This is a genomic window from Providencia sp. 2023EL-00965, assembly GCF_033550225.1.
Classification (GTDB): Bacteria; Pseudomonadota; Gammaproteobacteria; order Enterobacterales; family Enterobacteriaceae; genus Providencia; species Providencia manganoxydans.
Genome location: NZ_JAWUEH010000003.1, coordinates 1 through 21,973 on the forward strand (window position 1 = coordinate 1; position 21,973 = coordinate 21,973).

The window sequence follows — 21,973 nt, forward strand, 5'->3', positions numbered from 1 at the left end:
CGGAAAGTCCTCCCTGCGTCCGCTGATGGCCGGCAGCAGCCCGTCGTTGCCTGATGGATCCAACCCCTCCGCTGCTATAGTGCAGTCGGCTTCTGACGTTCAGTGCAGCCGTCTTCTGAAAACGACAAGGGCCGCGCCGCTTCGTCAGAATAGAGTCTGCTTTCCCATTTTTTGACACATGCCCGCGAAGGTTATAGATTTCAGCCTGACAGAAACGGGGTTTGAGGCGCAACGGAACAGAAAGTGCACTTAAGCCGCCTTCAACCAAGGAGACATCGTGCAGGGGCACCGCATCGGCTACGTCCGGGTCAGCAGCTTCGACCAGAACCCGGAACGCCAACTGGAACAGACCCAGGTGAGCAAGGTGTTCACCGACAAGGCATCCGGCAAGGACACCCAGCGCCCCCAGCTCGAAGCGCTGCTGAGCTTCGTCCGCGAGGGCGACACGGTGGTGGTGCACAGCATGGATCGCCTGGCCCGCAACCTCGACGACCTGCGCCGCCTGGTGCAGAAGCTGACCCAGCGCGGCGTGCGAATCGAGTTCTTGAAGGAGGGGCTGGTATTCACCGGCGAGGACTCGCCGATGACCAACCTGATGCTGTCGGTAATGGGGGCCTTCGCTGAGTTCGAGCGCGCTCTGATCCGTGAGCGGCAGCGCGAGGGTATCGCCCTGGCCAAGCAGCGCGGCGCGTACCGGGGCCGCAAGAAGGCCCTGTCCGACGAGCAGACTGTTACCCTGCGGCAGCGGGCGGCGGCAGGTGAGCCCAAGGCGCAGCTCGCCCGCGAGTTCAACATCAGCCGCGAAACTCTCTACCAGTACCTCCGCACGGACGACTGACACATGCCGCGTCGCTTGATCCTCTCGGCCACGGAGCGGGACACCCTGCTCGCGCTGCCGGAAAGCCAGGATGACCTGATCCGCTACTACACCTTCAACGATTCCGACCTGTCACTGATCCGCCAGCGGCGCGGCGACGCCAACCGTCTGGGCTTTGCGGTGCAACTCTGCCTGCTGCGCTACCCCGGCTATGCGTTGGGCACTGACAGCGAGCTGCCCGAACCGGTCATCCTGTGGGTGGCCAAGCAAGTCCAGACCGATCCGGCGAGTTGGACGAAGTACGGCGAGCGCGATGTGACCCGTCGTGAGCACGCCCAGGAACTGCGCACCTACCTTCAACTGGCCCCGTTCGGCCTGTCCGACTTCCGCGCCCTGGTGCGCGAGCTGACCAAACTGGCCCAGCAGACCGACAAGGGCTTGCTGCTGGCCGGCCAGGCGCTGGAGAGCCTGCGGCAGAAGCGACGCATCCTGCCGGCGTTGAGCGTGATCGACCGGGCTTGCTCGGAGGCCATTGCACGGGCCAATCGGCGGGTCTACCGCGCCTTGGTCGAACCTCTCACCGACTCGCATCGGGCCAAGCTGGACGAGTTGCTTAAGCTCAAGGCCGGCAGCAGCATCACCTGGTTGACCTGGCTGCGGCAGGCACCGCTGAAACCCAACTCCCGCCACATGCTTGAGCACATCGAACGGCTGAAGACATTTCAGCTGGTGGACTTGCCCGAAGGCCTTGGCCGGCACATCCACCAGAACCGCCTGCTCAAGCTGGCCCGCGAGGGTGGGCAGATGACGCCCAAAGACCTTGGCAAGTTCGAGCCGCAGCGACGTTATGCGACCCTGGCCGCCGTGGTACTGGAGAGCACTGCAACCGTGATTGATGAGCTGGTGGATCTGCACGACCGCATCCTGGTCAAGCTGTTCAGCGGCGCGAAACACAAGCATCAGCAGCAGTTCCAGAAGCAGGGCAAGGCGATCAATGACAAAGTGCGCCTGTACTCCAAGATTGGCCAGGCGCTGCTGGAGGCAAAGGAAAGCGGCAGCGATCCCTACGCCGCCATCGAGGCGGTGATTCCCTGGGACGAGTTCACCGAGAGCGTCAGTGAGGCCGAGCTGCTGGCCCGGCCGGAGGGCTTCGACCACCTGCACCTGGTCGGCGAGAACTTCGCCACCCTGCGCCGCTACACGCCGGCCCTGCTGGAGGTACTGGAGCTGCGCGCCGCCCCGGCCGCACAAGGCGTGCTGGCAGCCGTGCAGACCCTGCGTGAGATGAACGCCGACAACCTGCGCAAGGTGCCGGCCGATGCCCCCACCGCCTTCATCAAGCCGCGCTGGAAGCCGCTGGTGATCACCCCGGAAGGCCTCGACCGGCGCTTCTACGAAATCTGCGCGCTGTCCGAGCTGAAGAACGCCCTGCGCTCCGGCGACATCTGGGTCAAGGGCTCGCGGCAGTTCCGCGACTTCGACGACTACCTGTTGCCGGCCGAGAAGTTCGCCGCGCTCAAGCGGGAACAGGCCCTGCCGCTGGCGATCAACCCGAACAGCGACCAGTACCTGGAAGAGCGCTTGCAGCTGCTGGACGAGCAGTTGGCCACTGTCGCCCGCCTGGCCAAGGACAACGATCTGCCCGATGCCATCCTCACCGAGTCCGGCCTGAAAATCACCCCGCTGGATGCGGCGGTGCCGGATCGGGCGCAGGCGCTGATCGACCAGACCAGTCAGTTACTGCCGCGCATCAAGATCACCGAACTGCTGATGGACGTGGACGATTGGACGGGCTTCAGCCGCCACTTCACCCACTTGAAGGACGGGGCCGAGGCCAAAGACCGGACGTTGCTGCTGTCCGCGATCCTCGGTGATGCAATCAACCTCGGACTGACCAAGATGGCCGAGTCGAGCCCCGGCCTGACCTACGCCAAGCTGTCCTGGCTACAAGCCTGGCATATCCGCGATGAAACCTATTCGGCGGCCTTGGCCGAGCTGGTCAATCACCAGTACCGCCATGCCTTCGCTGCCCATTGGGGCGACGGCACCACCTCATCCTCCGATGGCCAGCGCTTCCGCGCTGGCGGCCGGGGTGAGAGCACCGGGCACGTCAACCCGAAGTACGGCAGCGAGCCAGGACGGCTGTTCTACACCCACATCTCCGACCAATACGCGCCGTTCAGCACACGCGTGGTGAATGTCGGCGTCCGAGATTCCACCTATGTGCTCGACGGCCTGCTGTATCACGAGTCCGACCTGCGGATCGAGGAGCACTACACCGACACGGCCGGTTTCACCGATCACGTCTTCGCCCTGATGCACCTGCTGGGCTTCCGCTTCGCGCCACGCATCCGCGACCTCGGCGAAACCAAACTGTACGTGCCGCAGGGCGTGCAGGCCTACCCGACGCTGCGCCCGCTGATCGGTGGCACCCTGAACATCAAGCACGTGCGCGCTCATTGGGACGACATCCTGCGCCTGGCCAGCTCGATCAAGCAGGGCACCGTTACCGCCTCGCTGATGCTGCGCAAGCTCGGCAGCTATCCGCGTCAGAACGGCCTGGCTGTCGCCCTGCGCGAACTGGGCCGGATCGAACGCACGCTGTTCATCCTGGACTGGCTGCAAAGTGTTGAACTGCGCCGCCGCGTGCATGCCGGCCTGAACAAAGGTGAGGCGCGTAACTCGCTGGCCAGGGCGGTGTTCTTCAACCGCCTTGGGGAAATCAGGGATCGGAGCTTCGAGCAGCAGCGCTACCGGGCCAGCGGCCTCAACCTGGTGACGGCGGCTATCGTGCTGTGGAACACGGTGTACCTGGAACGCGCCACCCAGGGGTTGGTCGAGGCCGGCAAGCCGGTGGACGGCGAGCTGCTGCAATTCCTGTCGCCGCTGGGCTGGGAGCACATCAACCTAACCGGCGATTACGTCTGGCGGCAGAGCCGCAGACTGGAAGACGGGAAGTTTCGGCCCCTACGGATGCCCGGAAAACCTTAGCGTACGATTTTTTCCGAATTCTGCGGGCTCCCCTAAATCTGCTAGTGCCTTTTAGGAGGGAATAAACAAAAGCAGCTGGTAAAGCAAACGAACCAACTGAGTGTTCCGGGTCTCCTCCATTAGCACTTGAAGTAAGGCTTACGTCGTATAGTAATATGTTGCTTCCCCATGAGTGGTGTACTATCCTGCCCAATTGATTGAAGTCAAAAGCTGAGTATCCTGTAGGTTCTTGTCTTTCATTTAAATACATTTTTTTTGCTTCGTAGTAAATTACCCCCTCGATGGTCACCTCATTAGATAAGATTACTTTAATAAAAAAAAGTACGTCCCCTGAAGCTGTCTCAGCCTTGCCTTTTTGCTTATATGACTCCCAAACAGTAGATTGGTTTTGCGATTTCCATTTCAATTGCTTCCCTAAGCTACCAATGGCATTCAATGCGTTCGTTGTTATCTGATTTTCATCCCAAGAACCATTTTTATCGGTTCGTAGTGCATTAGCTAAGACATCCTTAATAGATTTATCAGCTTCAATGATCCAGTCGTTTTTGTTTAATTCCGTCATTTAATATCCATATAAAAGTAGGTTAAAAGTGTAAGCTCATTGCTGTGCTTTGCTGTCTAGCGTTGCGTAATAGCCCGCGCCAGGCAGTGTCTCGGAAAGCTTGCGGTAATGAGCTAATCTCTCACGGAAATATTCTCTCAGGTGCTCTGGCTGCTCCTGTTCAACTTGAACATCAAGCACTTGCTTATTTAGTCGCTCTTTATAAGCAACGGCTGAAGCAGCAAGGTCAACATTAACCTTGTCCATTTCTTCTTTAGATAATTCCGCTAAGTTGTGTCCCATGTCGTGCCTTTAATTTAACGTCTAATCCATCGATCATAATATGGTTAAAGTATAAGTCTATGCACATTGAAAGATAACAAGATGCGTTGGCTCTCATTTTCATCTTTCAATTCCATTTCTGACACTTTGAGGTTCGAAATCTCCTCAGGAAACCCAATTGTTAAAATTGTTAACGCGATACATATAATGAGGATTATGTTAAATAAGCCATTGATTTATAAAGGCATTTCGCGATTATAATTTTATGCGTTCCTGCCCTACTCGTCTACTTGCAGGTTAATGCAAAATTACACAATGTTGAGTCACTTCAAAAAAAAGAGAGCAAACGCTCTCTTCTTTTCTTATTATCGAGTAGATATCAGATTAGTTAAACCACTCTGGATTCCTGGCTTTATCCATCACAAAAATCTGTTCAGTGCTCTGCATGACATCGTTCGGTGTCAGCATTAACTCATCGTGGCGCACGATAAATGGCCGAAGTCTCACTAGGCCATTTTTCTGGCTATAGATATTCATGACTGCGTGCATGCGTTCGCCGGGTGAAATCAAAGTGAGCCATTGGCGATAAGCGCCAGTGTTTTTGATGTAATTCACTAACGCAAAGCTGAGCGCGCCAGCATGCTTTTGCGATAATGCTTTTTTCCTACTTTTTTTAATGAGCTGAGCTATTGCCTCCACATGAGCCCCAATGGGCACATCAAGGTTTGTGCGCGCTGAATCAAAGTCCCGCTGTCCAATGGTCACCAAATGCACCTGATCATCTCGGTAGTCCCGCAGATAAAAAACATGGGAGGTAAACGGTGTTGAGTGAATGTGGTCTCCCAACTGCCAGCCAAATGCATTTAAGTTCGCGGCGGAAATCTGTTTATCAATTATTGCAGTCATTCTGAGCTCCTTCTGTACGTTAATACAGAAATGGTAAGCCCGCCCAGTCGCCTGACGAAATCACTTAACCGAGATCATGCGTAATAATTCAAGAAACAATGTCTGGCTTTTGAAATGCCCAATTAGCCAAGAAAGGCATTTATCCAAAGAGGATAAACCAATTTTGTCACAAAGGTTGGATGAAACGGCTAGTTTTATCGGCGCTTTTCAGTTGTGCGCACCATCGAGTGATTTGTTAAATTCTGGTTAATTTGTGCCCACATTGCACATAGGTCATTCATGCTGCATAAACGCGACCCACGGTGGTAAAAATGCAAATTATACTGAGCAAATATATACTTGCTGTAAGCAATGGAAAAATCGTGACAATTTTATCACGCATTTTCGCTTCAAATGTTCATTCGTGGTTTATGCATTTTTTGACCAAAAAAAGACTTCCATCTAATTCTGAAGAATGTATGATTTAAATCAATGCAAACGAATGTGAAGCATTGTATGTCTGGGTGGGGATCCAGTGTGGGGGGTGACTTTTAACGAGTCACCCCCTTTTTTACGGCTTAAACCTCACTCATATTCCATTAGTTTTTATGCATAAATATGCAATTACTAACACGCTGTTAATTGTACCGAAAAGGACAACAAAACAGGGTGCTTTTCCGTTGACCCTTATTTGGCAAAATCTATACCCTACAGGGAAAAGGTAAGGATTTGATTGACTGGAAAAACAATGAGCGAGAGCAACGAAGCAAAAAGTTACAAGCACATACAATTAATGCAGCGCATTACGAAAATGTCCACGGCTGAAGATTGGGAAAGTGCCCGTACTGAATGGTCATTACAGCAAGTTTTTCGGGCGCAGATAGCTGACCAGTGCTTGTGCGGCCATCAGCCAATCATAAAAATCTGCGTTATCAAAAATAAAACGAACAACAAGGCTGCAAGAGTTGGGAACTGCTGCGTCAATAAATTCATGGCTCTGGGTTCGGATGGCATTTTCAATGCAATTGATCGGATATCAAAAGACGGTACGAAAGCAGCCAGTCGAAAATTGCTTGAAATGGCATTGGCTCAATCCGTGATTACCCCCTGGGAATTTGAGTTTTACCTGAGCAACATCGACAAGCGGAAGCTAACGCAGAAACAACGGAAAACGCGTGAGTCTATCAATGCCAAATTAGCAGACATGGGTGAAGAAAGTCGTGCGCTGGTCTACGGTGCAAGTCACATCCAAACCGCATTCAATCAGAATGTCATCAACCAGTGGGAAAAGGACTTCGCATTGCGGACCTTTCCTATGAAAAAATTAACGGTCAAACAGCACGCGATACGAGCTAACATCCAAACCAAAATGATGCAGGCCGGGATTTCCAAAGCGCTACCGGAAACCACCGCAGAAGCGCAGGCCCTCGCAAAGGTTAGTGCCACCCCCTTCTGTGTCATTTCAGATCCTGAACAACTGGTAGTCAAATTGGCCGAGGCACGGGAAAAGGGCTATATCTCCGCCTGGGAAAAAGACATTTTTGAACGCAAGCATAACACTAAGGGATTCAGCACAATCGCTGAGCGTGCGGCAATCCTGCGTGTCAGAGCGGCTATACAGCGTCTGTTGAATGAGGGCTAATCCGTGAGCCCACATCACCTAACCATTCCACCAGCCCGACCTTCATTAACCGAGATTGCCCAGAAGGCAAGAATTATACTCGACGGGTTACTAGCACACTGCAATGTTTCCTCAACCAAGGGAACCTGTCTATATGCCAGTTTGATGCTGGCCGCAATGTTAACCCGAGGCGGCTATCCGACACGGATCCGTGGAGGTGATGGGTACGCTGACGGAGGGTTATACACATCATCATCTCAGCACGGCCATTATTGGTGTGAAGCAACTGCGGATAATGCTGACTTTATTGTTGACCTGACTGCGGATCAGTTTGGATTTGAGGTCGTGGTTATAAAGCGAGCAAATGCAACTGATTGGCCGAGATACATCCCCGGCTGCCAGGCAACCGTTGACCTGCACGTTAGCTTAAATCTAGAGGGCTAATCCAATGATGCCTTTGAAATTTAAATCAAGCTTTTTGATCGCCATTTTATCCACAAATTCTGTACATAACCCTGTGCAAAATAGGTCACAAAATTTCGATAGTGACTTGCCCTCGGTTAAAATATCAGCACTGTAGTAATCAAATAGGACCTCAACATGACTCAAGAGAACATCGCGTGGTCGATTACTGACGAACTCAAGCTTGTGAAGGGGCTGAAGGATAACTACTCTTTTACAGCCTTATCGTCAGTCATCGGTAAGGATGTGGAAGAAATTCAACGCAAGTGTATCGCGATGGATTTGTACATTGCCACTTGTGAAAACATTGATGACCTCAGCCAGATAACCCTGGTGCCAAATCACCAGGTCGGTATTGCTTGCTTGGGTAAAACTATGTCCGGCATTTATCGCAATCTGACCGAGATGGGATGGGCTCCACAGGTATGGCGTGGAGAGCAATCACTGCGGTCGCCTGAGTGGTGGACATCACGCCCTGCTCTTGCGTTTCGTTATAACGACGATGCTGACGCGCCTGCTCGCCGAACAGTTCACTTGCTCAATAACGGTAAGCCTTGGACTCCAGAGGATGTGGGCATGATGCTGACAGCTCTGTCTCAGCGCCCCAGTAAGGATGCACTAACGCAGGTACTGATGCGCAGCATGTCTAATATTATTCAACAGCTCTCTATCATGGGTTTGGTTCGTGTCGGAACTGCTGAAGACTCAGGGGAGGCCAAGGTCTGGATGTGCGCAACTATCCAGCCACGAGTGCTGTCGAAAATGCGTTATTTTGACGTGCTACCTATGTTGCACAATGGCTGGCTCATTGATGGTTTGCAATTAACAGCCCCAACCTGGTGGTCTGACGCAACCCAGATCACCGACCTGATTCCAGGCTCCTGGCCGCTGAAAGCTTCAGTCACAGAAGCCGATACACCAGTTCGGTGTAATGAGCACATGATGGCCGCTGCAACCTTGTTGAAAGCAGTGAATGCCAAACGACAGGCTATTGATACCGCAGCACCTCAACCCCCTCCTCTGGCTGAAAAAAACGCCACCCCCGCAGCTTCGACACCACCTACATCCACTGAAAAGCGCCAGCCAGCACCTGCTCGTGAAAAAACGCGCAACGGTAAATTATGGTTCGCTGGCAACTATAAATTCCTATTCACTTTACTTGGGGAGCATCATTCGCCAGACGTGATAGCCAAAAAAATGGATCGGACAGCAGGTGCAATCAGCTCACGCATTCAACTCATCGGCCTGACACGTTACATTAAAAGTGAGATTGAAGGTGAGAAAGGAACGGTCTGTATTGTCGATGAAGTTTCCATTGACACGCTACGCAAACAACCTGACTTTGTTAAAGATCAGCTGATAGGTGCTGGCTGGAAAGAGAAAGGAAACTTCCTATACTCACCTGACTGGTGGCTCAAATACCCCCACCAGCTGGGATGATCCAACAAGAAAAGGCAACCACATGGTTGCCTTTTTATTACCGACGTGTCAGTAAAGCTCTCCTGACGTTAGCAACAACACATCACCGACGATCGGCCCTTCCAGGCAAACATGTTCCTCCAGCAAAGTGGTGGCTCGTTGATTCAAACCCAGCTCGCTGTGTTTCGCGTCTTCATTCATGAGAACACGATCATAGACCACACCATTCAACGTGATGCCCTGACTTAGCTGAGAAAACTCAGGGTACCCTTTCAGAACGCTTTGAACGAATACAGGGTCAAGAAGCCCTTGCTCATCAGCCTTGGTGACTGTGGTATCACTCTGGCCGGTTCCTGCTCGGATAATCAATGCCATTAAAACCTCTGCGTTGGTAAGAGCCTTAATTATCTCATGGCACTGTATGGAGCCAGATTTTTTTCCCCCTCGTTTCGCTCTCCTTTTCTGTGTTTTTGTCAGAATGCCCGTGTTTAAATTGGGAACTGCCTACGCTGCCCGAAAGCGTTAAACGCCAGCCGGGTATGGACCCATTTTGACTGGAGAAGAAAAATGCCTAAGCTCGACTTGTTTGATGTGCTGATGATTGGTGGTGGAGTTGCCTTACTGGCTGGTCACTACATTTGGTCAAAATTCTTTAAGAAGCCGGATGATGAGGGAAAGGATTACGCCGAACCTCCGGCTATTATGTCAGCGGCCTCTCAAGCAGAAGAGGAAAACGATCACAACAAGCACTACCATTAATCAAAAGCCCCGGCAAAACCGGGGCTCTTCGTTTCTATGAATTGTGGTTCACGGCTGCGTTCTCAGTTGCTTCAGCAAACGCAGATTTCTATTTGCGAATCCAGACAACGTGATGAGTATCATTGTCATCACAAGTAAAGCACAGTTCAGTATTCGTGATATTCCTGCGATTTCAGCCGACTCCTGATACTTCACTTCAATGCTTGGTTTGGCATCATTAACAATGCTTGGCTCAAGTCGCTGGGCCAATTCATATAATCGATATGCCAACTCGCTATCCACAAAATAATTATCCCTCAAAATGCGAACACTGAGGGCTGCGACTCGGCTCGCTTTATCCAGAAGCTTGTTAGCTTCCTTCTCGTCAGAAGTGTTCTGCGCGGCCACAGCCAGAGCCTGAACCAATGCCACGCTTATGGACATCGCACGACGAGCGTCACCCGCAGCATAGCCTGAACGTATTTCACCTTCAAAAGCGGTAACCGCATTTGTATCATTGCTCCCCTTTTCCATCGCATCCTTCAGGATAAGGCCAACCCCTGGGTATTCTGTCGTGATCGCGCTCAGTAATTCATTAACCTCACCGGCAGGAATAAGTATTTCAGTCCGTACCGAAGTGGCGCTAGGTAACGATTTTGGTTCATCATGCGTCAGGATTATTGTTGAAAAAATGACACCGGCGACAGGCGCAATGATGATGAGGTACGATGCTTCTGACTGCATTATCGCAATCCCTACCACGACAACGGCCAATGCAACTAAAAATGGAATACTATACGAAAGGTATTTTTCAATAACCCCGCCGATTGTGACAAATCCCCCTTCTATCGACGCCCCTGAACCGAGAGACAAATTAACAGGTTTATTGATCGCCATAGCATGGAGTGTATCCAGTTCAAACTGTTGCATCCAACTGAATATCCAGACGAAACCCGCAAGCAGCAACAGGATGCAACCCGTCAAAAACAATCGATTTCGCTTGTGTTGAATACGTTTTTCAGTCGAGACAATATCTGGTTCTGTCTTAACCATTCCCCCCTCCGGACACTAAACGTTAAATGAGATGGCCGAATAACTCGGCCTATGATGTAACTGCTAAATTATTCCGCCAGTTCCAAAAGCAGTTCACGGCGGTGCTTCTGCCAGGCGTCTGTACGTTCAGATAGGCGAGCGTAGTGGCCTTCGCTTTCACGTTGGATCCGTTTAATCTCGCGCGCGGCACCGCCGATGGTGTTTGAAATGTGCTCCAATGTTGACTCATCATACACCGGGCGATGTCCTTCCCGTGCAATTCGGATGGAGCTCTCGCTGACCAAGTCTGCCTGGTGTCTCGCCTGCGCATTAACGACATCGCCCACTGCCTGAACCAGCTTTGAACGGTTGTTACTTTGTGTGGCCTGATCCACCAGCAAGTGAGCGCGTTTGGCAGATGGGAGTGTTACACGCTTGATGGTTTCAAACTGGTCAAGCATGTTGAGGTTATTTCGCTGCATCATTCGGATCATGGTCAAATCCTCAAAGCATTTCTGCTGCGTCATGATGATATCTACTTTGCGTTTTTTCAGTACGGCCAGCTGGTGGTCGATATTACTGACTTCCAAAGCAAGCAAATTGTTTTCTGGGTCGCTCTTCAATGCCTTGCGGCGCTGTTTCAGGGTGGCTTCAATATGCTCTATCGCGAAACCTGCGGCCACAATATTAATGCCCGACTCATGCACTTCGGCCAGCACTTCCTCATACAAAATGTCGAGGTTATTGTTGTGACCAATGAGATCAGTCGAGATGCTGGTGATGTCTTCCGTCAGTAAGCTGACTTGGTTTTTAACGTTGTCAAAACGGTCATTCGCCCGATGAGCGAGTCGAAGTGCGCGCGTCGCGTAGTACCCGAGCACTGGGATTTTCAGTAACAGCTGCTGCACCTTGCCAGGCTGTACAGACGTACTGATATCGCGAGCAAGTTCAACGATTTCATTCAGCCGCTTGCCGTCCTTGCCTTGGTTATAGACATGAACGTTTTCCAACAGCTTATCCAGATAGGCACCATCGGGTGATTTGCTGCGGCCAAAGTTATGTGCGCTCCTTGGATCGCCCAGCACAAGGGTGTTTGCGACGGCAGCGACCTGATCGCGCTGAGCTGGGGTGACGGCAAACTTTTCAGACTCTTTGTTCAAAATAATCTGATCAGCGGTGACAGTGATTGTGTTGGTCATATCAGCTACCCTTTTTAACGTTATCGTTGAGTTTGTTTACCAACGTTCGAAAACGCTGTTCGACTTGCGGATCTATCTCGATATTGGCCGCTCCACTTCGCAGTTGTTTTATTTGGTGATGCCAGATAGGGATTGCACTTTTCACAACCGCATCCAGAAGGTCTACCTCTGTTGCGGCAGAGTGCAGCAACATCCCTACCTGAACCTTATTCATTTCTGAAGAGGCTTTGGTGACTTCCAGATTAAGGATGCGTTGAGCTAAGCGGGTCAGTCCGTACTCCAACTGATCTGATAGCCCCTCCCCACTTTCACGATATTGGGCTATAAATGCCCGGCCTTCTTGGATGTAAGCGTCCAAAGCTTCAATGTCACGCGTATAGATTTGCTCAAGCGCCAACAAGATATGCACGCCTTTTTGCGCCTGCTCCAGTATCAATGGGGCTTGTGCCACCAGCCGATCGACACGACGACAATTCATGGTGAACTCAATCATGCGTGTTTCTTTTGACCCCGTCAGGGCATCCCAGATGCGGGACAGGAATCCCGTCTTGCGCTTGAAGTACACCGCAGGGTCACAAGCCTCAAGGTGCTTTACCAAGAGTGCGCTTGTTTCGCTGATTTTCGTATCTTCAGATCCCGATTTCATGGCTTCTTCCAGCGTCATTTTGTTACCGTTGAAATCAAGGATGTCATCGGAATGGGACAGTAATTTGGGACCAAAGCTAACAACGCCTATCGCGTCATTGACGAACGCGGGTAATTGCCGAGCAATCAGGCTGGTGGACATGCGCACTCCTAAAGAACAATAGAATCTACCTTCAAGCTATCACGACAAATTTGCTGACAAAGAAAATGAGGTCAATTTTTATCAGTAATAAGCCCCCTTTTTTTCGTCTTCGTTTTGTCGATGAAAAAACTCAGTCACCGGTTAGGTGTTCGGTATCCTGTCCGCATCCATAAACAGGAGGAAGCTATGCTCCGATTCGTACCATTGATGATCTTGACTGGCCGCCTACGGCTCAACCGCGTATTCACGTTACTGACTGACGGTGCTGTTTCTGTTGCCTTTTGGTTCTGTTTATCGGGGGAATTAACTTGGATTGTCCCAGTCGGTTTGCTGGCTCTTTTCTTACTGGTTTTTGCGGTGATCGGGTATCGCTGTTATTACCTGCCGGTAAAAACGAATCGGGTAATCCGTGTACGCTTTAGTCGTGATGACCAATTCGTCAACTTGTCCCTCATAATCATGGAAGGAGGCGAAGAAATAGAGTATCCATTGGCCGTAAAAATGGCGCAAGGTAGCGCATATCACTTCTACCTGTTGTCAATTTACATACGCCTGGCTGATTCACTCACTCGTTACGCGCGTTCTTTGAAGGCGGTGCATTCATGAATGGGCTCGGTATTTTATTTGTCGGGCTGGTGGCAGTTTTGGGCCGAGATGTCATCAAACGCCGAAAACCGCAACCCTGGCTTGTGATCGCCCTTGCCTTGTCCGTGACGTTGTTTGTCAGTGATCGGTGGATAGGCTCAATCTACAGCGTCCCTACGGGCTCCATGCAGCCCACCTATAAAGTAGGTGACTATGTTACGGCGGTCAGGCTGGGGGGATTGCTGGACGATGGCCGATTAATGCGCGGCGATGTAGCTGTGTTCAAGGCTCCTTCAGTACCTCGCACGCTTTATACAAAGCGCATTATCGGCATTCCCGGTGATGTGGTTGAATTTGACACAGACAAAACGTATCGAGTCAATGGTAGGGTACTGGGGCAAAAAACCGAAGAAAAAGGTGGTTTCCTTGTGTTCTCGGCCTGTGATGAGCGCACTGGTAAACCGTACAGATTTGTGATCGATACACACGCTGCTTATGTACCAACAAAAGGTCGCTGGGTTATTCCTGAAGGCTATTACTTTATGGCCGGGGACAACCGTGATCACTCATGGGATAGTCGTTACTGGGAAAACCCACCTGGCACACCAAAGCCTTTACGAGGATTGGTCCCGCATGACCGGATTCATGCCCGTGTCATACACACATTGTTCAATTTTAATCCGTTCAACAATTACGATGCGCTCGACGTACAAATGGCAGTGATCCGCCAAGGTGCAGATGGTGCGCGAAAATGATGATTGAAATCTTCTACCAGACAAAATCACCTGAAATGGTGGCTGAATTCGCTCGTGCCGTAGAAGCCTACAATGAGTGGAGAGCTCAGACTCTGGCTGTCTGTGAACGGCTTGGGTTCATCAACTTTTCAGGACCAGACTTCTGCGTACCTGAATATTTTTTCCGCTCACGTTATGAACACATCCAAAAAGTGACCGGCTTTAAGTTGGCCGGGGATGATTCCCTTTTGGCTGAGACTGATCACATTCCCTATGCCTTGCGTCATGACAACCCTGCTGGTGAGGCTGTCTCTCGTGAGCTAATGCAATTAGCTGTAAATGCTTTGACTGCGCTAGGTGTTGATTGTGCGCTATACGGTGAGCCTGGTGCAATGGGATATCAACGCGCTATCTGCATGATGCTGGGCATTAATCAGCGCGTCACGGCAGGGGCTGTCATTGGTTTTTCCCAAATATGGGCAATATCTGACGAGCAAGGAAACTTCTCTCTCGTTTGCTCCATTCCCGTGAATGCCCGTGAAGATACCATGACCTATGAACTACCGGATATGCCTGAAGGCTGGGAGGATATATCGGCTCAGCAGGTAATCCACTTATTCAATAACCACAATTCCATCGTCATGAAGGAGTAATGCAATGAAATATCTGTCAGTTTTGATGGTTCTAATCCTTGGGGGGTGCGCTAACGTCGGGCCGGGAAAGCCGATGCCTGTGACACCTCTGTCAGCCCCAGCGCAACAGAAAGCGCCGAGCAAAGAGGTGACGACGGATCCAGTGACGGAGCTGGATGCACTACAAGTCTTATTTAACGAAGGGCTCGCTGAGGATGCTCAGTATGAAAGCGCCCGATTTATTGAGGGGAGCAACCAAACCATGATTATCGCGTCTGTCCTAAATGTCCCCTGCCAAATGGTTTTTCGGTTTGTTGAAGCAACGAACGGGGATTTTTGGATCCCCAACCAAATCGCATGCGATAACCAGGATGCTATGGCTGGGTACGTGCCTGCGGCCGAAACTGGAGTGATTTCGTCAGCGGATCTGCCGATGATAAACTCGGCACATTCAAATGACTAAGCTACTTTGTTGAGGTTTATATGGTTTTGCGTGTGGTGAACTACGTTTTAATGTTAATGATAGCTGGTGTTTATGCCCTGGCTGTATATGCCAGTAAGAATGAGGCCGAGCTCTTCCACATTATCGGTGTTGGAAACATGGCTTTGTTCTGTGCCGCTGTATTTTTGCTGGCCCGCAAAGAAATTTACTACATCTGGGCAACGTATGTCTTATCACTAGTGGTTTACTATGCTGTCATTTCACCATACCTACCTCTCATCCCTGAAATTGTCGTTTACGGCACGCCATCCGTAGTGGGGTTGATTGCCGTTTACGACATCGTGATTCTAAATTCCAATGAGCTGTCGGTGAGGGCCAAGGCTCGCCGGGCTTGGCCTAAAAAACGAAAATAGGTGCAGTAAATGTCGAAAGGAAAGAAACGTCAGGTTACACCCGAAAAGGCAATGCGGATCCGCTTCTATGGTATGTCGGGCCTGATTATAGTGCTCAATACGATTTTTGCGGGGAGCTCGAAAATTCAGCTGATTTCCTTTCTGCTGACGTTGTCCATTTTCCTGTTTTTCACGTTCTCTGGGCGGGTTGTTGTCGGAACGTGGTTCAGAAAAGAAAATTGGCGCACTTTAAATGCCCCTCAGACCACATTGCTATTTCGTGTCTATATCGGGCTTCCAATCGCGGCAATCACGGTCCTTCTCTATGCTTATGGGTATCAAGGTGCCATCAGCCAGGCGATTGTCGATGTGTTGTTCCCGCCCGGTGAGAAGGTTGAAGACAAAATGGTCTCTGTCATGAACCTGCTCCATGCCAAACTACCGCTGCTAGTGGGTGCTTTCCTTTTCTATATCGGCTTGTGTTTCTTTGTTGGGACGGTCGTTAAATATCTTCAGTTATCGGCTTCAGGGCGTGCGCTTGGCAAGCTAAAAGGAGTCGTCAATGCACGTCAGGTCTTAGAGCGAATGACGTGGGATCAGTTCGAAAAAGTGGTTTGCAAGTTCTTCGAAACTAAAGGCTATCGCGCCCGTGTTACTCAGGCTGGCGCTGACGGTGGTGTGGATGTTGAGCTTCAGGGTTTCGGCCACCGGGAAATGGTGCAATGCAAACACTGGAAAACAAACCGTGTCGGTGTTGCTATTGTCCGCGAAATTTACGGTGTGGTGCTCGCAGACGGCTTTCACCGTGGATTCATTATTACGTCAGGCCTGTTTACCGATGAAGCATGGAAGTTCGCTCAACGCGAAAATGTGAAAGGAAAGGTTATTTTACTCGACGGTACACAACTGATCGAAATGATTAAAGGGAATGGAGAGTTAGAACAGAATCCCCCTAAGTCCCAAGCAACCACTCAATCCATTGATGCGAAAGAGCCGTTGTGCCCGGTATGCGGCGGAAAGATGGTTCTTCGAAAATCTGGCAAGTCAGCATTCTTTGGTTGCTCCCTATTCCCAGACTGTCGTGGTACCCGCGAACTGTAGTCGTTCACCTTTTCTTTCATGGAGCGCCGTTTAGTCGGCGTTCTTTTTTTATATCCACTCCATCTGAAAAGGGAAGCAAAACGCAGACCTTTTCGCCCTTCTGAATTTCGGCAGCGGAAGCAATGCCGTTATAATCACCAAGCAATCCAACCAGGCAGTGAGGGTAACACTGTTGGTCATGGGCTCCGTTCTGCGGGGTTTGTTAAATAGGCTGAACTGCGACGGGGTAAACATAACGAACGTTGCAGTGATCGGTAATGTGCATGAATGAATTTGAGGGGAAATAGATGACTGAGAAACGCGGCACTGGCGCTGAATACGGTCAGGAAATTTTGCGTGAACGCTCTGCGGAAGCGGACACGCCTGAACCAACGAAGAAAGTATCGAAGAAGACGGTGCTTTCCGTGATCGTAGCGGCCATTATCGCAGGGGGTGCGATGACGGCTGTTATTTTAACGAGCGATAAAACTCCGGCTGAGAAAGTCGAAGCTATGTCGGTTAATATCGGTAACGACGGTGTTGCGCTGACTGATAAAGTCAAAGAGGACATTGAGAACAGCGGCACTCAAGCTCATGAGTCTGAACTGACTAATGCCGAAGCCGTAACAACTGATAGCAAAAACGAGCCGCAAACGCCCGCGTTGGAAATTGCCGAACTGAAGAAGAACAGTTTGCCTGAAACTAAAACTCCGGTTGAAGCCGAAGTGGTTGAGCCTGTTATGCCTACGGCAGAAATCCTTCCGGCTGAAGATGTCGTTAAGGCAGAGCAATCTGCTCCAATTGCGGCCAGCAATGAGCGGGAGTATGACCCGGCCAAGTTTGGGATCGCTGAGGAAAATTCACCTGAAGCCGACGTTTCCCCTTCACTGGGCGGTGACGTAAAAGCGGCCCCAGTGGCTGAAGAGCAAGCGAAGGCTGAACTGCCAGCGCCTGAGCCAGTACCAACTCCTGTACCAACTCAGGCGGCTGAGCCTGCACCAGCAGGCTCACCAGAACCTATCCGACCGGAGCGCGTTGAGCTCCCCGCTACTAATCAGTTCGCTCAACCTATGACGATGACGGGTTCGGATCTGAACTACACAGGTTCGGCGTTGAAAGTTGAGTATAAAGCTCAACAACAGGATACCGTTTATCTCTACAGCACGTTTGCTGCCAAAATCTTCCTGCTACCAACGGATAAGGGTGAGAACATAAGTGCCTACCTGTCAGACGAGAAAGGTTGGCAACTGAAATTGCTGCCTGGCGGTATTCTCCGTGTCCAGCGCAGTGAAAATAAGGCCTCCTGGTCGCAAGCAACGGATCTGTTTATCGTTGCAGGCAAGCGAACCTATTCACTGATTCTCCAAGGTGTTGGTGAGCCGGGCCAGCGGACTGACTCCCTTCGTTACATTTCGGCGGAGCCTGAACAAAAGCCGAAATCAAAAAAGTAAGATCAATGGGACAGGCGTATCCTTGATACGCCTTTTTTATCGGAGTAAATATGATAAGCCCTCTTATTGATGGAATCCGTCTCATTGCGACAAGCTACTGTATCAGCATTCCTCACGCCGAATGGACACCACAACATTCATACCTAGTTTGTCGTGCGCTTCTTCAGCGGGGTGTTTTCGGTGGTAAGGCAATGTTGGGAACTCGGCTAACGCGACATAAAGAGGCGGTTAACGATGGTGATCACGGCGTTTTTTCAATATCTCATACGCAGTATGGCTGGTTAGTCCTGGAGGATGGCACCATTCTTGACCCGGTTGGTTGCCTGCAAAATACCGATGACAGTGGTGAGCCACAGTACCGTATTGAGTATGATTCGGCCTGCTATATTGACGGCATCGACCCTATGACCTGCGATCGAAGTGAGTTACCAAAGCACTTCAGTGAAGATGAAATTTATCGAGTTAAGCGCGGCGTAATGCGTGAGATTTGTTCCCGCGCGCTGGGCTATACGTTGCAGGTTGAAGGCTTAACAATGGCAGAGGTGGTGTTTCTTCTGAATCAGCCGCTAAGTGTGTTTGGTGGGCACTCCCGCATGCTCTATGAGCACTTTATGGGGTTGGGTCTGAGTCGTGTGATGCCTATTTCCAAGGTGAATGTCATCAACCCTACCCTGGCGAAAAAGCTATGGGAGGTGTTCTTTGTCGATACTAACGAGAGCGAGCTCACCGCCATTTTGCGTTGAACAAAAAAACCACTCGATATATAGAGTGGTTTTCAGTTCGCTAACTTGACACTTCCAACTTAATAGCTCATCTCCGGCTCGGTCCCGCCTGCCCAACGGCGTTCCCAATGCTCCAGATAAACCTCAGCCACTTCTGGTAAATTATACAACACGATCGCATTTTCACTGTTTCGCTTATTCGCACTATCGCTGTAGTTGAAAGATCCAGTTTCCACCGTTTGCCGGTCAACCACGATGAACTTGTCGTGCATGATGGCATATCGCCCGTTGGTTCGGATTGGGATCTTAGCCAGTCTTACCGTATTCATCGCTGATATAGAGTGCTTGCTCTTATTGCCTTTCTCATCCACCACAATCTTGACATCAATACCACGCTTCTTTGCTGCCACCAGCTCTTTCACGATATCTCTCGATGTAAAGGAATATGCGGCCAGGCGGAGCTCTGACTTTGCCGAGCGGATAGCATTGATGATCGCCTTCTGGGCTGACACTTCTGGCGAGAAGCCAATTACGATTTGCGTTTGGTGGTTTATCTGCGCGCCTTTCTGTGCGCGTGGAGGGATTTGTTCGCTTTGTTCTTGGCTACTACCCAGACCGTTAAGCAGATCGTCAAATTTAAACGCGAATGCGTTTTGGGCTGATAACGAGAGAGTGAAAGCCAAGGAACTGACCAAAAGCTTTTTCTTGAGATCCATGAGTCACCATTTTAGAAGTTTGTAATTGCACTAACCATTACAACACAGGGAAAACAAGCAACAAAACGTTTAGCCATGCGATTTGTTCACCTTTTTTCTACATGCAGAAAACTCAATAAATCAGATTTTTATCCATTACATCTAACCATTTCCCTTTTTGCATCAAAAAGTCACCTTATTTCTCATGTTTCAAGGTATTTCTGTCAGGCTTTTTTAATGAATCAGGTATTCGGTATCTGTATATTTATCTGCGTTCCCTGCTGAAACCCGTTAAATAGTCAGGTGAACATCCAAAAACTGAAATTTAACTCAAGAAAGGATGTTAACGATGAAAACTATCTCCGCCCGTAACCTGAAATCTGTTCTGGCTGCTTCCGCTGTTCTGGCTCTGGGCGTGACCGCCGTTTACGCGAAAGGTACCGAGCAAACTGGTTTTAGCGAAGTGTGGGCCACAATCACTTCCTACATGCAGGGTTCTCTGGGCCGCGTGCTGGTGGGTCTGATCGTCATCGTCGGCGTTGCTGCTGCGGTTGTTCGCCAGTCCCTGATGACCTTCGCGGTCGCTGTTGGTGCGGCCATCGGCCTGTACTACGCGCCGGATATCATCAACGGCATGATGACTTCCACCAGCGCCGTAACGACCGCCCTGCCAGCTGGCATCTAATTCAGCGGCTACGGCCAGCATCAAGAAAACCCGACTTCGGTCGGGTTTTTGCTTTGTAGCGCAAATTACAGCGAGCTTTGTAGGTCTGCGACAAATGGCTTAATATCACGTTCAAACACTTCAGAAATGACTTCTGATACTGCTTTTACCCTAGCGAGTTCAGCGGCATCTTTATGTACGACTTTCCACACTTCATATTTTTTCTTTCTGGCCTTATCCGGCCATATTCGAATTAACTCAGGATACCGTTGCTCTTGGTAGCATGGCAGTTCCCCTAAAGCCATTCCCGAACGCACAAAGGTTGTGAGTAAGAAGCTTGATGTCAGCCTGGCTACAACCCGCGCATCTCGGCGAGATTCACCTACCATCGTATCAGGTACAGGGCTGCTGAATTTATTGTCGTATAAAGCGATATCATGGTTAGCAAGGTGCTGGCCGAGTTCTGGTGGGCCAAACTTATCAAGGTATGTCTGGGTTGCGTATAGGCCGACATCCCAGCTCCCTAGCCTTTTAGCAATTAGATCTGGTGCCGCAGGTCTTTGGATTCGCACGGCAATTTCAGCTTCACCACGCGACATATCTGCCATCTGTGCGCCAAGTTTCATGGTGACATTAATATTGGGGTAGCGATCTCTCAATATCTTAACTGCTGACATTAGGAATTCGACTGCAAGCCTGTCTGTAGTAGCTATTGATACGTCACCGGAGAATTCACCATTAGATCCTTCACTCAAGCGCAGAAAGGAAACAGAGTTACGCTCCATTTCCTGGGCGATACCTAACACTCTTTCTGCCACTTCAGTAGGAACTAATCCATCTGGCGTGCGGTAAAACAGTTTAGCACCGAGTTGTTTTTCTAAATTTGTTAGCCTTCGACTTACCGTGGTCTGATCCATCGACAAACGAATCGATGCCCCCCTCAAGGAATTGGTTCGAAAAGCAGCAAGGAAAACTTTGACGTCGTCCCATCCCGATAAATACATGCATCCTCCCCATGCAAAATTGCAGCCTAGGATTGTATTTTTGCAATTTACTTTTTTGAAGTAAACAAAAAGGGAGGCGCATTAAAAATGCAACCTCCCTTTTTGGTCTGAAATGCTGGTGATTAGATAATTTGACCAACCCACAAAAAATACCACAAAGAAGCATAGCCAAGCACCCAGGCCCCTACTAAAGCACGAAATCGGCGCTGATATGCACTACGTGTTTTATGCTTGAACATCTGCTGGGCGATGATGCAACCCGGCCAACCACCGAGAAAGGCCAGCGCATCAAGCGTTAATTCCTCTACTCGCGGGCCTCTCTCGATAGCCTGTTGCTTGTCCTTACGATACACGTAAATCGAAATGAGGCTCCAGGCAATCATCCACAGCACCGAGTATGCGTAAAACATCATTTATTCCTCTCATCAATATTCGTGGAGAGATAATCCCGAAGGTTTGTCATCGCAAGCGTAGTGCGATCTTCCACTTCCTCAGCTGTATCAAAGAACTTCGCCAGTTTACGATTGGCCTTTCTTAGTGCTTTTGTTGCTATATCCTGCTGCACCAGAAACGCCTCACTGCGCTGCTCATCCAGACTTTGAATGGTTAGTTCGTTTAACTGCATTGTGGCATCCTGCACGGCCTTTTGCAGTTGCTTTTTCTTTTGTGCCTGCCGGTCAGACTCACGAAGGGCGCGCGTGCTCTTCATATACAGCGTGCGTAACGTTTTAACAAGGCTATCTGGGCTAATGGGCTCGCTATTTAAGGGTTCTTCATCGGGATTCTTCATGCACTTAT

At 50.3% G+C, this 21,973-nt stretch carries 26 protein-coding genes; 15 read left to right on the top strand and 11 right to left on the bottom strand.

Annotated elements, in window-relative coordinates:
• Positions 1–277: 277 nt before the first annotated feature.
• Together SC428_RS04960 and SC428_RS04965 are read left to right on the top strand one after the other, a co-directional pair.
• Entirely contained in the window at positions 278–838 is a 561-nt protein-coding gene (locus tag SC428_RS04960) for a recombinase family protein (protein WP_053515554.1), read from the top strand.
• A 3-nt stretch (positions 839–841) separates the two neighbouring features.
• Positions 842–3,808 (top strand): Tn3-like element TnAs1 family transposase, encoded by a 2,967-nt coding sequence (locus SC428_RS04965; RefSeq protein WP_053515556.1) that lies wholly within the window; start codon positions 842–844, stop codon positions 3,806–3,808.
• Here SC428_RS04965 and SC428_RS04970 read toward each other — a convergent pair.
• The 3 genes from SC428_RS04970 to SC428_RS04980 form a co-directional block, all read right to left on the bottom strand.
• Positions 3,720–4,370 (bottom strand): hypothetical protein, encoded by a 651-nt coding sequence (locus SC428_RS04970; protein WP_210790181.1) that lies wholly within the window; start codon positions 4,368–4,370, stop codon positions 3,720–3,722. The genes SC428_RS04965 and SC428_RS04970 overlap by 89 nt on opposite strands.
• A 36-nt stretch (positions 4,371–4,406) precedes the next feature.
• Complete coding sequence (locus SC428_RS04975) at positions 4,407–4,652, bottom strand: DNA polymerase III subunit theta (RefSeq protein ID WP_166267796.1); 246 nt, start codon at positions 4,650–4,652, stop codon at positions 4,407–4,409.
• A 363-nt stretch (positions 4,653–5,015) separates the two neighbouring features.
• Positions 5,016–5,537, bottom strand: coding sequence for a hypothetical protein (locus SC428_RS04980; RefSeq protein ID WP_042847299.1), 522 nt, complete (start codon positions 5,535–5,537; stop codon positions 5,016–5,018).
• A gap of 727 nt (positions 5,538–6,264) precedes the next feature.
• Between SC428_RS04980 and SC428_RS04985 the strand changes: the two genes are divergently transcribed.
• The 3 genes from SC428_RS04985 to SC428_RS04995 all read left to right on the top strand — a co-directional run bounded on the left by SC428_RS04985 (position 6,265) and on the right by SC428_RS04995 (position 9,039).
• Positions 6,265–7,158: a hypothetical protein gene (locus SC428_RS04985; protein WP_052219389.1), complete on the top strand. Its 894-nt coding sequence runs from the start codon at positions 6,265–6,267 to the stop codon at positions 7,156–7,158.
• A gap of 3 nt (positions 7,159–7,161) precedes the next feature.
• Positions 7,162–7,581 (top strand): hypothetical protein, encoded by a 420-nt coding sequence (locus SC428_RS04990; protein WP_226617171.1) that lies wholly within the window; start codon positions 7,162–7,164, stop codon positions 7,579–7,581.
• 393 nt (positions 7,582–7,974) lie between these two features.
• Positions 7,975–9,039: a hypothetical protein gene (locus SC428_RS04995; protein ID WP_250000619.1), complete on the top strand. Its 1,065-nt coding sequence runs from the start codon at positions 7,975–7,977 to the stop codon at positions 9,037–9,039.
• A 48-nt stretch (positions 9,040–9,087) separates the two neighbouring features.
• On the opposite strand, the gene SC428_RS05000 is transcribed toward SC428_RS04995, so the two are convergent.
• A complete protein-coding gene (locus SC428_RS05000) occupies positions 9,088–9,393 on the bottom strand; it encodes a hypothetical protein (protein WP_042847295.1) in 306 nt (101 codons plus the stop codon).
• Between the two features lie 192 nt (positions 9,394–9,585).
• Between SC428_RS05000 and SC428_RS05005 the strand changes: the two genes are divergently transcribed.
• Complete coding sequence (locus SC428_RS05005; protein ID WP_042847293.1) at positions 9,586–9,777, top strand: hypothetical protein; 192 nt, start codon at positions 9,586–9,588, stop codon at positions 9,775–9,777.
• 48 nt (positions 9,778–9,825) lie between these two features.
• Here SC428_RS05005 and SC428_RS05010 read toward each other — a convergent pair whose 3' ends face one another.
• The 3 genes from SC428_RS05010 to SC428_RS05020 all read right to left on the bottom strand — a co-directional run bounded on the left by SC428_RS05010 (position 9,826) and on the right by SC428_RS05020 (position 12,774).
• Complete coding sequence (locus tag SC428_RS05010) at positions 9,826–10,809, bottom strand: hypothetical protein (protein WP_042847290.1); 984 nt, start codon at positions 10,807–10,809, stop codon at positions 9,826–9,828.
• A 68-nt stretch (positions 10,810–10,877) separates the two neighbouring features.
• Entirely contained in the window at positions 10,878–11,987 is a 1,110-nt protein-coding gene (locus SC428_RS05015) for a toxic anion resistance protein (protein ID WP_042847288.1), read from the bottom strand.
• A gap of 1 nt (position 11,988) precedes the next feature.
• A complete protein-coding gene (locus tag SC428_RS05020; protein WP_042847286.1) occupies positions 11,989–12,774 on the bottom strand; it encodes a hypothetical protein in 786 nt (261 codons plus the stop codon).
• Positions 12,775–12,960: 186 nt separating this feature from the next.
• On the opposite strand from SC428_RS05020, the gene SC428_RS05025 reads away from it, so the two are divergent.
• The 8 genes from SC428_RS05025 to SC428_RS05060 all read left to right on the top strand — a co-directional run bounded on the left by SC428_RS05025 (position 12,961) and on the right by SC428_RS05060 (position 18,833).
• Complete coding sequence (locus SC428_RS05025; protein WP_042847283.1) at positions 12,961–13,380, top strand: hypothetical protein; 420 nt, start codon at positions 12,961–12,963, stop codon at positions 13,378–13,380.
• A complete protein-coding gene (gene lepB / locus SC428_RS05030) occupies positions 13,377–14,114 on the top strand; it encodes a signal peptidase I (RefSeq protein ID WP_052219387.1) in 738 nt (245 codons plus the stop codon). The genes SC428_RS05025 and lepB overlap by 4 nt, the downstream gene beginning before the upstream one ends.
• Positions 14,111–14,746 carry a hypothetical protein gene (locus SC428_RS05035; protein ID WP_042847282.1) on the top strand — a complete coding sequence of 212 codons (636 nt, stop codon included), beginning with the start codon at positions 14,111–14,113 and terminating at the stop codon, positions 14,744–14,746. The genes lepB and SC428_RS05035 overlap by 4 nt, the downstream gene beginning before the upstream one ends.
• A 73-nt stretch (positions 14,747–14,819) precedes the next feature.
• Complete coding sequence (locus tag SC428_RS05040; RefSeq protein WP_162762203.1) at positions 14,820–15,188, top strand: hypothetical protein; 369 nt, start codon at positions 14,820–14,822, stop codon at positions 15,186–15,188.
• A gap of 20 nt (positions 15,189–15,208) precedes the next feature.
• A complete protein-coding gene (locus SC428_RS05045; RefSeq protein ID WP_042847277.1) occupies positions 15,209–15,580 on the top strand; it encodes a hypothetical protein in 372 nt (123 codons plus the stop codon).
• Between the two features lie 9 nt (positions 15,581–15,589).
• Positions 15,590–16,660: a restriction endonuclease gene (locus SC428_RS05050; protein WP_052219386.1), complete on the top strand. Its 1,071-nt coding sequence runs from the start codon at positions 15,590–15,592 to the stop codon at positions 16,658–16,660.
• Positions 16,661–16,947: 287 nt separating this feature from the next.
• Positions 16,948–18,090, top strand: coding sequence for a hypothetical protein (locus tag SC428_RS05055; RefSeq protein WP_042847275.1), 1,143 nt, complete (start codon positions 16,948–16,950; stop codon positions 18,088–18,090).
• Positions 18,091–18,140: 50 nt separating this feature from the next.
• Positions 18,141–18,833 (top strand): hypothetical protein, encoded by a 693-nt coding sequence (locus SC428_RS05060; protein WP_052219385.1) that lies wholly within the window; start codon positions 18,141–18,143, stop codon positions 18,831–18,833.
• Between the two features lie 59 nt (positions 18,834–18,892).
• Here the strand turns inward: SC428_RS05060 and SC428_RS05065 are convergent, their stop codons facing one another.
• Positions 18,893–19,528, bottom strand: coding sequence for a phospholipase D family protein (locus SC428_RS05065; protein ID WP_210790175.1), 636 nt, complete (start codon positions 19,526–19,528; stop codon positions 18,893–18,895).
• Positions 19,529–19,856: 328 nt separating this feature from the next.
• Here SC428_RS05065 and traA point away from each other — a divergent pair, with 328 nt between their 5' ends.
• Positions 19,857–20,192 carry a TraA family conjugative transfer protein gene (gene traA / locus SC428_RS05070; protein WP_042847274.1) on the top strand — a complete coding sequence of 112 codons (336 nt, stop codon included), beginning with the start codon at positions 19,857–19,859 and terminating at the stop codon, positions 20,190–20,192.
• Positions 20,193–20,257: 65 nt separating this feature from the next.
• On the opposite strand, the gene SC428_RS05075 is transcribed toward traA, so the two are convergent.
• The 3 genes from SC428_RS05075 to SC428_RS05085 all read right to left on the bottom strand — a co-directional run bounded on the left by SC428_RS05075 (position 20,258) and on the right by SC428_RS05085 (position 21,965).
• Positions 20,258–21,175, bottom strand: a complete 918-nt coding sequence (locus SC428_RS05075) for a LysR family transcriptional regulator (RefSeq protein WP_042847272.1) — start codon at positions 21,173–21,175, stop codon at positions 20,258–20,260.
• A gap of 122 nt (positions 21,176–21,297) precedes the next feature.
• Positions 21,298–21,588 carry a DUF1294 domain-containing protein gene (locus SC428_RS05080; protein ID WP_226617172.1) on the bottom strand — a complete coding sequence of 97 codons (291 nt, stop codon included), beginning with the start codon at positions 21,586–21,588 and terminating at the stop codon, positions 21,298–21,300.
• Positions 21,585–21,965, bottom strand: coding sequence for a hypothetical protein (locus SC428_RS05085; protein ID WP_042847269.1), 381 nt, complete (start codon positions 21,963–21,965; stop codon positions 21,585–21,587). The genes SC428_RS05080 and SC428_RS05085 overlap by 4 nt, the downstream gene beginning before the upstream one ends.
• Between the last annotated feature and the right edge of the window lie 8 nt (positions 21,966–21,973).